General features: G+C 62.4%; 12 protein-coding genes. 2 read left to right on the top strand and 10 right to left on the bottom strand.

Features of this window, described 5'->3' with window-relative positions:
- Positions 1 to 149: 149 nt before the first annotated feature.
- Both MUG95_RS16820 and MUG95_RS16815 read left to right on the top strand, forming a co-directional pair.
- Positions 150 to 317 carry a hypothetical protein gene (locus tag MUG95_RS16820; RefSeq protein WP_247010814.1) on the top strand — a complete coding sequence of 56 codons (168 nt, stop codon included), beginning with the start codon at positions 150 to 152 and terminating at the stop codon, positions 315 to 317.
- 130 nt (positions 318 to 447) lie between these two features.
- The gene (locus tag MUG95_RS16815) at positions 448 to 1086 is read left to right on the top strand and encodes a site-specific integrase (protein WP_247010813.1); all 639 of its coding nucleotides are present in this window, start codon (positions 448 to 450) and stop codon (positions 1084 to 1086) included.
- A gap of 218 nt (positions 1087 to 1304) precedes the next feature.
- On the opposite strand, the gene MUG95_RS16810 is transcribed toward MUG95_RS16815, so the two are convergent.
- From MUG95_RS16810 to MUG95_RS16765, 10 genes are all read right to left on the bottom strand, one after another.
- Positions 1305 to 1556 (bottom strand): type II toxin-antitoxin system RelE family toxin, encoded by a 252-nt coding sequence (locus MUG95_RS16810; RefSeq protein ID WP_247010812.1) that lies wholly within the window; start codon positions 1554 to 1556, stop codon positions 1305 to 1307.
- Positions 1557 to 1611: 55 nt separating this feature from the next.
- Positions 1612 to 1833 (bottom strand): ribbon-helix-helix domain-containing protein, encoded by a 222-nt coding sequence (locus MUG95_RS16805; protein WP_247010811.1) that lies wholly within the window; start codon positions 1831 to 1833, stop codon positions 1612 to 1614.
- Positions 1834 to 1876: 43 nt separating this feature from the next.
- Positions 1877 to 2449, bottom strand: a complete 573-nt coding sequence (locus MUG95_RS16800; RefSeq protein WP_247010810.1) for a hypothetical protein — start codon at positions 2447 to 2449, stop codon at positions 1877 to 1879.
- The gene (locus MUG95_RS16795; protein ID WP_247010809.1) at positions 2439 to 2720 is read right to left on the bottom strand and encodes a DUF8136 domain-containing protein; all 282 of its coding nucleotides are present in this window, start codon (positions 2718 to 2720) and stop codon (positions 2439 to 2441) included. The genes MUG95_RS16800 and MUG95_RS16795 overlap by 11 nt, the downstream gene beginning before the upstream one ends.
- Positions 2721 to 2927: 207 nt before the next feature.
- Positions 2928 to 6116, bottom strand: coding sequence for a MarR family transcriptional regulator (locus MUG95_RS16790; RefSeq protein ID WP_247010820.1), 3189 nt, complete (start codon positions 6114 to 6116; stop codon positions 2928 to 2930).
- 185 nt (positions 6117 to 6301) lie between these two features.
- A complete protein-coding gene (locus MUG95_RS16785; RefSeq protein ID WP_247010819.1) occupies positions 6302 to 6508 on the bottom strand; it encodes a hypothetical protein in 207 nt (68 codons plus the stop codon).
- Between the two features lie 250 nt (positions 6509 to 6758).
- On the bottom strand, positions 6759 to 6899 hold the full coding sequence (locus MUG95_RS16780) for a hypothetical protein (RefSeq protein WP_247010818.1): 141 nt from the start codon (positions 6897 to 6899) through the stop codon (positions 6759 to 6761).
- A gap of 369 nt (positions 6900 to 7268) precedes the next feature.
- On the bottom strand, positions 7269 to 7805 hold the full coding sequence (locus MUG95_RS16775) for a restriction endonuclease (protein ID WP_247010817.1): 537 nt from the start codon (positions 7803 to 7805) through the stop codon (positions 7269 to 7271).
- A 2-nt stretch (positions 7806 to 7807) separates the two neighbouring features.
- Positions 7808 to 8236, bottom strand: a complete 429-nt coding sequence (locus MUG95_RS16770) for a DUF8161 domain-containing protein (RefSeq protein ID WP_247010816.1) — start codon at positions 8234 to 8236, stop codon at positions 7808 to 7810.
- Positions 8233 to 8847 (bottom strand): hypothetical protein, encoded by a 615-nt coding sequence (locus MUG95_RS16765; protein ID WP_247010815.1) that lies wholly within the window; start codon positions 8845 to 8847, stop codon positions 8233 to 8235. Before MUG95_RS16765 ends, MUG95_RS16770 begins: the two co-directional genes overlap by 4 nt.
- Between the last annotated feature and the right edge of the window lie 49 nt (positions 8848 to 8896).

The following is an 8896-nucleotide window of genomic DNA, read 5'->3' as shown; positions in this document are numbered from 1 at the left end:
TAAACCCGAGAATACCCGATACAAACGCGCCTAATCGGTGGTTTTATTGTTAGTGCCTTCTAAGGTATGAGCAAGGAAAGACGGTCTCCTCGGGGGCGTTGAAACGCCCCGGTGCTAGGACACCGAGGCCGGCTTTCTGGAGGAAAGCCATGTCGACGAACGAACTCCCCACGCAAGAAGGAACCGCCACCGAACTAACCGACTTTGACGGCCGTCCCGAGGACTGTGCCTGTTGGGACGCCGAGGCCGATCTCCCGTGTTGGCCCTGCTACCGCGAGGGGTTCGAGGCCCCGAACCCGAGCGCCGGCGAGGAGTAACGCCGGCCGCTTTGTCTGACGTACTGTAATGTACCCACCCTTCGAGGTGTGTCACGGCGTCCGGCGAACGTCGTAGTTTACTACAAACCCCGACGTTCGCACCCGAACCACCGACCACCGTTTAAGAACCATGTCGACGACACACACCGACGTAACGAATCCCGACGTTCAACACACCGATAGCAACGGCCGCGCCCGTACCTGGCTCAAACCCGAGCAGGTCGACCAAATGCGGGACGTGTGTCTCACCGAGGCCGTCCCGACGTACCTTCAAGACCGTAACGAGGCGATTGTCGCCCTACTGTATGACGCCGGCCTACGCGCCGGAGAGTTGTGCGCTCTTGACGTCGACCACGTCGATCTCGAAGCCGGGACAGTGTACCTCCCGAGTGAGATACAGAAAGGCTCCAGCCCACCGCCGGCGACCCTCGAACTACAATCCGAAACGGTCCGGTTGCTACGCCGGTACCTCCGGGACCGTTGGAAAGATACCCGAGCGCTATTCCCCACTCGGTCGAGCGACCGTCTATCAACCCGTTCGCTCCAGCGATTGATTGAGAAGCTCGCCGTCGAGGCCGAGATTCACCCTCACGTCGCCGGCGGGGGCGTCGGCGATCCCGAGGACGTTACGCCCCATACGTTGCGTCACTCGGTCGCCTATCGGATTATCCAAGTCGAGGGCGACCGCCTCGAGGACGTCCAGCTCCGGTTACGTCACGCAAACCGTCAAACGACGGACCAGATTTACAGCCACCTCGTCCCCAGGTGATAATTATGGGATTCACACAGACAACCCGAAAAGTCGTCTCAGTCGTTTTTATTCTAATCGCGCTAGCGTTCGCTTTCGCTATGCTGAATAAATTGTATGAATTCTATCTCTTTCAGGATAGTTGGTTTCTCTCACAGGCGTTGGCCCGAGGGCTTTTCGTGGGGTTGTTCGGCGGGATCGCCTGGTTAGCTCACCCGCCAGATGATGATAACTGAATTCTACCAGTCGCGGTCGTAGATGTTCCGCCGGTGCCCCACGGTTAGGACGTACACTTTCCCCTCCTCGCGGTCCCAATCGGCGATCACCCGATAGTCCCCCACCCGGAGCTTATACACGTCCTCGCCCGACAGCCGCGAGAGGTCCCGGTCGGGATTGAGCTCCCGGAGGGCGTCTTTGATCCGCTCTTGAATCTCGGTTTCGAGGTCCGACAACCGATCCCGCGCCCGTTCCGATAGCAGTACCTCGGTCATATCCGCCCCGTCTCACGCCCGCGATATAAGCGACTCAACACACCTACGCCGTCCTTCATTCGAGGTCCTCGAGGGCGACCGTGTCGCCGGCGTCGATCTGCTCGCGGCTTATACGAATATCCTCTCGAGCCCGAGCCGACAGTCGGGGGGATTCTATCAGGTGCCGGAGCGCGTCACGGACCAATTCACTCTTATTCAGGTAGTGGGGGTGCTCCTCGAGAAAGGCCTGAATGTCCTCCTCCATTTCGTCGGGGACTTTGACGTTTAGTGTGCTCATTATGTTACGACAGTAGTACCCTCTAATGACGTTAGTCTTTCTCTCACCGCTCGCCGTAAGCCACCGGGGCGGCGTCGATCTCGACGAGGTCGTGTTTCTCTCGGTCAGACACCGGCGGGGCCTCCCCGAGTATCTCTAGCCCCTCCTGCTCGGCCTTCGAGCGTCGGTCGACCATATTTTCGGCGACGAGGTCCGCCTCGGCGACGGCGGCCCACCCCTCGCCCTCGACGACAGTTATCGGCTCCTCGGGGAGGTCCGGCGCGTCGTATTCGACAGGATACTCGGCGGCGTCGACGGCCTCCTCGCGGGCGTCGGCGTCCCACCGAATACGGACCGCGTCGTTTGGTGTCGTCGGGCCTGGATAGTGCCACGTGACTGAATGAAACACGTCTTTCACGTCGGGCGTTGGGTGTAGTAACACGTCCCGGTGTCCGTTATCGTGGGTTCGCTCCTCCCGCTCGACGACAAACCCCCGCGAGGCGAGATACTCCGTTAACTCCGGCTCCTCTCCCCACCACATAATCATACCCGCGATCAACTCGGTTCGGGAGCCGTCGACGGTGTCCCCGAGCGTTTCGAGGTCCCGCTCGATCTCCCGTTTGCTCTTACGACTCATAGGCTTCTTTCAGCACCTCAATCTCCTCGGCGAGCTCTTGGAGGTCGCGGTCGTTCGCCACCTGGCGACGGACGTTTACCGCGTAGGCGAGCGCCCGAACCCACTTTATACGGACTTTCTCTTTCTCGGCGTCTCGAACTCGGCCGTTTTCGATTTTATACCTCGCCTCCTCAATCGCTACGTCGAGGTCCGCGAGCATACTGTCGTAATCCACCGTCTCGACGGTGTCCTCGGCGTCACTCCTCGCGCCCGCGTTCGCGTCGGTGCTCATTTTGCTGTCACCCTGGGGGTTTCAGTCCAATTCTTACGGTGTTCGGGTGTGTGACTGGGAAATTCGAGCATACTGTGGTGTCTTATCGTTCGGGTATCCCCCACTAAGCGGTTCGCCTACTGGGAGAGTTATTCCACAGGCTCGCGCGATCCCGCTAAAGAAACCCGTCGCTCCTCGGCGGGAGAGGAACACACCGCGTTTCTGCCGTTAGTCCGCGTCGGTTGGAGGCCGATCACCCCCGCTCGGTGGGTCCTCCCGCGTCGTCGACGGCGTCTCACCTAGCTGCTCGCGTAACCCGCCCCCACAACCGCCTCGGTTCGTAAACTCCCACGTATAGATACTACTACGCGCTAGTTGACGAACCTCCTCGTCGTCGAGGTCCTCTAGGTCGACGGGTTCTAATTCCACCTCGCCGTGCTCGCCGAGCCGGTGCAAGCCGTCGTCGACCCACACAACTCGGCGGCCGTCCTCGGCGTCCTGCTCCCGCTGGAGGACGCCCCGCTCCCGGAGTGTCTCCAGGTGGTCAAACACCTGCTGTCTGGAGAGGTCGACCGCGTCGGCGATCTCGGCGGTGGTTGCGGTGTCGAGGTCCTCGAGCGTCCGAACGACGTGTTTCATCCCGTCGCTCCAGGTCGTAACCACCCGCCCCTCGCCGGCGAGAGGGACCCACTCGGGGAGCGTATTCGTATGGACATAGACGACCGCGCCGTTCCCGTCGCGCCCGAACCGCATGGTCGCTTGGAGGGTTTCGTGCTCCCGCATATGGGTCAACACTCGGTCGCCAAACCCGCCGTAGGACAGCCCTGCGCCCTTCTCGTCGTTCCGGGCGACCGCCTCGCCGGCGTACGCCCCCCACTTCTTGATGAACCCGTCGCCGAAGTGGTTGCTCCCGATCACCGCGCCGAGGCGTTTGGTTTTGAATTCGTTGCTCCCGAGGACGTTTCCGTAGTGTTTCGTTTCGTCGACGTACTCGAGGACGTCCTCGGCGTCGTATTCGTGTTCCGCCGTCGAGGACGTAATCACCGAGGGGCGGTCGCCGTGGTTCTCGACGATTCCCTCCAGCAGGGCGGCGTCCTGCTCGGTGTTGACGTGGTCGGCCGAGTTGTAGGGTTTGACGTACTCGGTAGTCCGAACGATATTGAGATTCAAAGCGTCCCGGACGTACTCGGTCCGCTCGGTGTCGTCGAGGACGGGTCGGTGATTCAACCGCTCGCCGAGGGACAGCTCCCACAGTCGTTTCGTCGGTGTTCCGTCTAGTGCCACCACCCCCGAGGCGTAATCTAACCTCGGCGGCCGGAGAATTGAGACCGCGTCGGTCTTGCGGTTCCGTACCCCGGTTCCCACGTCCTCGATCTCGGCTTTTTCAAACCCGTTCCCGAGGTCGTCGCCGGCGAGGGTCGTAAAGACCGCGAGCGGGGCGGCCGCGTGTGCGCTCGCGTCGTCGAACACATGGGTTTCGTCGGGTTCGACACCGTGCTCCTCGAACCACAGTAGCGCGTCGGCGCGTTTCTGTGGGTCGTCGCGGTTCTCGAGGAGGTCGGTGTAGTCGTCGAACGGGACGCCCTCGGTACACTCCAGCCAATAGGACACCGCGCCCTGGAGGTCGAGCCCGAGGTGTTGCTCAAAAGCGCCGTCCTCGAACTCGTCGATAACGACAGTCCGACCGTTAACCACCGTGTTCTCTCGGTATAGGTGCTTGTAGTGGCCTATGAGAACGTCGTAGTCGTCGGGGTCAAAGTCCCATTTTGAGGAGTAGGGACACCGCTGGCCCTCATGCCGCTGGCAGGGGAGCGGTTCGCCGAGGACGTACTCGGCGGCTTTGTGAATCTCCTTTGGGGTCGCGCCCCGGTTGTACCAGTCCCGGACGGCGTCGGCCCAGTCCTCGCCGTGTTCGCCGTTTGCGGTATCACAGTCCCGGGTAAAGCTCGGGAGCTGGTAGTAGGACAGTCCGAACTCGTCGGCCCACTCTTTGAATTGCTGATATTGCTCTTTGTGCCCCCGCTTTGTCACGACTGTAATCTGCTCGCCGGCGTCGGCGGCCGCTTTGATCGCGCCGTAGGACTTGCCCATTGTCGGGAGGGCTTCGATCAACACTCGGTCGCCGGTTTCGTAGGCGTCGTGAATATCGTTCTTAGTCCGCTCGCGAGCGTCGTCGATAGATAGGGAGTGTGCCCCCTGCTCGGCGGTGTGTCGCCAGTCCCACCCGCTCGCGGCCGTCGAGAGGTCGCGGACAGCCGGGGGGAGAACTGCCACCTGCTCGGTGTCACCCTCGGCGGGTTCGTACTCGGGGATATGCGCCCCTCGCGCCCGGAGGGCGTCGACGGCGTCCCAAAAGTCCTGTCCGCTCGGGTAATCCGTTTCCGACGTGATAATCCGCTCCTCGAGGGCGACCACCTGGAGGGCGTCGAGGCCGACCATACCCTTCCGATACACCCAGCCGCCGTCGACTTGTGCTAGTCGGGTCCCGCTCTTGGACTGTGCCCAACTCGGGTCTAAGGACTTACTCCCGTCCGCCCGTTCTTGAGTGACGGTCGACCGGAGTCGTATATCTCGGGGGCCGGTGTGCTGGATCGCGTCGAGAACATCCTGCATATCGGCCGTGGTGTCGACCGAGTGAATCTCCTCGCGGGACTTTTCGGGATCCCGGAGCATTTCGTCGGGCGTCCCCTCGGCGACAGTCGCGTACTCCTCCGCGAGGTCGTCGAGAAAGGCCTGGCAATTGGAGGTTTCGGCCGGCGTCCCCTGAATGTGGTCGCCGGTCATGGCACTAAACCGGGCCGAGTCGTACACTTCAATCTCGGCGTCCTCGAACCCCTCGGCGTCGGGGAGGTCGGCGTCAATCGCTTTGACGTCCTCGGGGAGCTGTCCCCGGACGAAAATGTGAACCCCCGTCCCGGAGGTGCTCACGTCGGCGTAACTCTCGGCTCGCCGGATATGCTCGAGGACAACCGGGTGAATCCGTCCGGTCTCGGGGTTGCGGGCGTCGTCGTAATCAATCAGGACGGCGTCCTCGTCGGGGTACTCCTCGCGGTCGCGGATATTGAAGGCCACCCCGTAGCCGTCGAGTTTATCGCTCCAGTCGGTCGCCGTCCCGAAGGACGTCCATACCTCGGGGTCTTGTGCTGAAACGAATTTGTCGGGCCACTCGGGGTTTGCGTATGGTGCTCGCGGGACCTTTCGGCCGTCGTCGGTGGGCTTCCAGGTAAGCCATTGATCGGTCTCGGCGAGGTCCTCGGGATACACACCGCCCTCAACCGCCGGCGGGTTTGAAACCCGATTTTCGTCGCTCTCGGGCGTCGAGGAACCCGTTTTCTCCGGCTCAGGGGTGGGGGTAGCGTCGGGAGAACCCCCCTCCTCGCCGGCGTCGTCGTCGGTGTCGGCGTCCTCGAGGATCACCTCGGGAAAACTCCCGCCGGTGTCCTGCTCGGCGAGCGGTCCCGTTTCGAGGGCGTCCTCGACGAGGTCGTACGCGCGACTGTCCGATATGTCGCGGGCGTCGGCGAGGGCGCGGGCCACCTCGCCGGCGGTTGTCTGTCCGTCGACGGCGTCGAGGAGCTGACGCCACTCGTCGACGGTCAGGGTCACGGTGCCACCTCCGGCGTCGGAGTTGTCTCTTGAAGCATAGTGTCGAAAACCTCCAGATTCTCGGCGTCGTCGTCGGCGTCGTTCCCGGGTTCGACAGCGTGCGCTCGGGGGGCGTGCATTTGCTCGGCGATCTCGCGCCACCCGGTGCTCGGGGAGTGTTCGTAGGTCGGTGCGTTCGTTCCTTCGGCGGTAGTGTCGCGCATTTCCGGTGTTTTGAGGCCCGTACGAGGGCGAACCGGGGCGAGCGCGAGAGGAGTAAAGGCCTTCAACCCGGGCGTACAACACCCAGGTAGAAGGCCACGCCCCGAGGCGTCTCACCCGAGGCGTCTCCCGCGCCTTCGCCCACAAACCCTTTCGACGGCGATAAGACCGATCCACCTTCCAAAGTAGTCCGGTCCCGCCGTCGTTCGATTCAACACCGGCGAGAGGCGTCTGTCCCCCTCGCCGGCGTCGTTACTGCTCCACCTCCTCGAGCAGAGCCTGGAGCGCGGCGTTATAATTCGGGTGATCGTTCTCGTCCCGGTACTCGGCGACGGCGTCTCTCACCGAGTGTTCGACCGGGCCGATTGTCGTCGCCCCTACGCTCGAACTCATACCACCTGGTTGAAGCCGGGGGTAAATATGTTTATGCCAATCCGGGGGGGTGGTCGGCGGTTAATTCCTTAGACGGGCGTCGGCGACTGTCGGGGCTTTTGTAGACACCATATCGCTCCCCACCTAGACACCTCCCCCGACAGCCGTCACGGGGCGATTTTCAGGTGTCATGTAGCCCCGTGCGGCGATTTACCCCACCCTGACAGCCGAAAGATCAACCGATATATGAGGGGGATACCCTCCCAAAGTTGCTGTCTAGTCGCTCCAGGCCGCTCGGGCCGAGAGGAGCTTAACCAACACCGGCGGGGTGTTCGGCCGGGGCGTTGGTTAAGGCCGAAAGCGTCGACGACGACGGGCGTTTATACCGACTCACCCGAGCCACGACTGAATCCGTCCGAGCAGGCTTTCGTCCTCCCGCTCGCGTGTGTCGGCGTCGGCGGCCGACTCTAACTGAATGTCGTCGAAGTGCTCGACGAACACCTCAAAGGCTTCTAACTCCTCAAGTATCCCGAGCAGGTTCTCGCCGTCGACGAGGATCACGTCGAGGTCCGGCGCGAGCTCCTCGGCCTGGCGAGAGAACTCCCCCGTCGTTACGATAGTCACCTGGTTTACGTTCTCCTCTTGGAGCCGCAGGCTCGCGTACTGCTGTACCTCGGGCGAGCCGACTGTCGTATTCGGGCCGTACCGCTTTGCCTGAATGAGTTGCTTGTCCTCGCCGTCCGTCGCGATCACGTCGATCCCCTGGTCGCCGGGTTCCCCCACTACCCGCGTGTGCCACCCGAGGTGTTCCCATACGTCGGCGACAAACTCCTCGAAAGCGTACGGGTCCATCACCTGAAGCCGTCGCCGGAGATACTCTTTTGACGGCGTCACGTACTCGATCTCGCCGGCGTCGTCGTCGGACATGGTTAGTAGTGCTCGAGCCACTCCGGCCCGCCGTAGGCGTCTTTGTAACAGCGTTTGTGTACCGGCTCCTCGCGTTTGTTCGGGACGGCCTTCTCCAGGGGGACAGACTCCCCGCAAAGGTCACACTCGGCGGTGTGGCCCGCCTGGCGGGCGTCGGGTGAGAGGTCCTTTGTTTCGACATACAGCTCCTCCAGCGCTCGCGGGGTTAACCGAACAAAGACCTTCTCGCGGTCCTCGGGGTTCCGTCGCTCCGGGGTGTAGGAAAGAACCCAGTCCTGGCCCGGCTCGCCGTCGCCGGCGGGGCCTAACGATATTGTCTGTGCTAACTCCTCGGGGACGTAGTGCCAGGTGTTACTGTCGAACCGGGGGTAATGTCCCTCCGGCCGCGCGTCCTCCGGGTCGACGGCGTCGGGGGCGGCGTCCTCGGTCATGGTTCGTAGATATAGACGTGTCCGCCCTCGCCTGGAGAGTTGACACCCGGGAGCTTTGAGAGAATCCCCGGGACCGTCACGGCGTTTGTGTAGAACGAATTGAAATCTTTGTATCCGGTCGCCTCGACGTTAACCACGTCTTCAAAATCCGACCGTCGCCCGGTCCCGTTCTCTTTCAGGTAGTCGTAAATATCCCGGACGGCTTGTACCCGCCCTTCGAGGTGCTCCCCGCTCCCGGGTATCTCGTCCCGAAGGTCGGGGAAAAAGTCCTCCTCGTCCGGAGTGTCCGCGCTCGCGTCCGTGACGGGCGTCCTCTCGTCCTCCGGGTGTTCCCCGGAGGTACTCGGCGAGGCGTCTCTCGACGGCGTCTCGCGGCTCTCCTCGTCGCCGAGCCACCACACCGTGTTTCGCCCCCCGATCCGTTTACTCTCGAGCTCGCCGTCCTCCTCGAGCGACTGGAGCCGGTTTAGCGTCCCTCGGCGTTTGATCGGGACGGCGTCGGCGACTTCCGCCGTCGAGAGGACGGGGTCGGCCGTGGACCGAAATACGTCGAGGAGGTCCTCGTCCGATACTCTCGGTATGCGGCCGCCCTTATTGGTGGATTCAGGCATTAGTGCCTACTACGGGGTTAGTACCCTAAAAGGTATTCCCTCTAAGGAC

The organism is Halorientalis litorea, assembly GCF_023028225.1.
In the GTDB taxonomy this organism is placed as follows: domain Archaea; phylum Halobacteriota; class Halobacteria; order Halobacteriales; family Haloarculaceae; genus Halorientalis; species Halorientalis litorea.
This window is presented reverse-complemented; position numbering and strand designations above follow the sequence as displayed.